The organism is Xylophilus sp. ASV27, assembly GCF_016428875.1.
Lineage (GTDB): Bacteria > Pseudomonadota > Gammaproteobacteria > Burkholderiales > Burkholderiaceae_C > Xylophilus.
In genome coordinates this window covers 1-286 of the sequence record NZ_JAELTO010000406.1, presented here as the reverse complement: position 1 = coordinate 286, position 286 = coordinate 1, and the positions used below count along the sequence as shown (strand labels likewise).

Here is a 286-nt window from a genome sequence, read left to right as displayed (position 1 = left end):
CCCCCCCCCCCCCCCCCCCCCCCCCCCCCCCCCCCCCCCCCCCCCCCCCCCCCCCCCCCCCCCCCCCCCCCCCCCCCCCCCCCCCCCCCCCCCCCCCCCCCCCCCCCCCCCCCCCCCCCCCCCCGCCACCTACACTAGGTTCTCTTCGTCGGCAGCGTCAGATGTGTATAAGAGACAGTTGTAGGACTGCGCGGCATCCTCGCGCAGGGCCACGTCCAGGCTCCAGTGCAACTGGTTCTCCACGCTCCAGTGCGCGCGGATGCTGTGGGCCAGCACATCTGCGCCC

At 78.7% G+C, this 286-nt stretch carries 1 protein-coding gene; it reads left to right on the top strand.

Translation table 11 applies throughout. The annotated features are described in order from the left end of the window. On the top strand, nucleotides 1-184 hold a 184-nt coding region (locus JHD63_RS23565), incomplete at its 5' end, for a hypothetical protein (RefSeq protein WP_198973201.1). Between the last annotated feature and the right edge of the window lie 102 nt (nucleotides 185-286).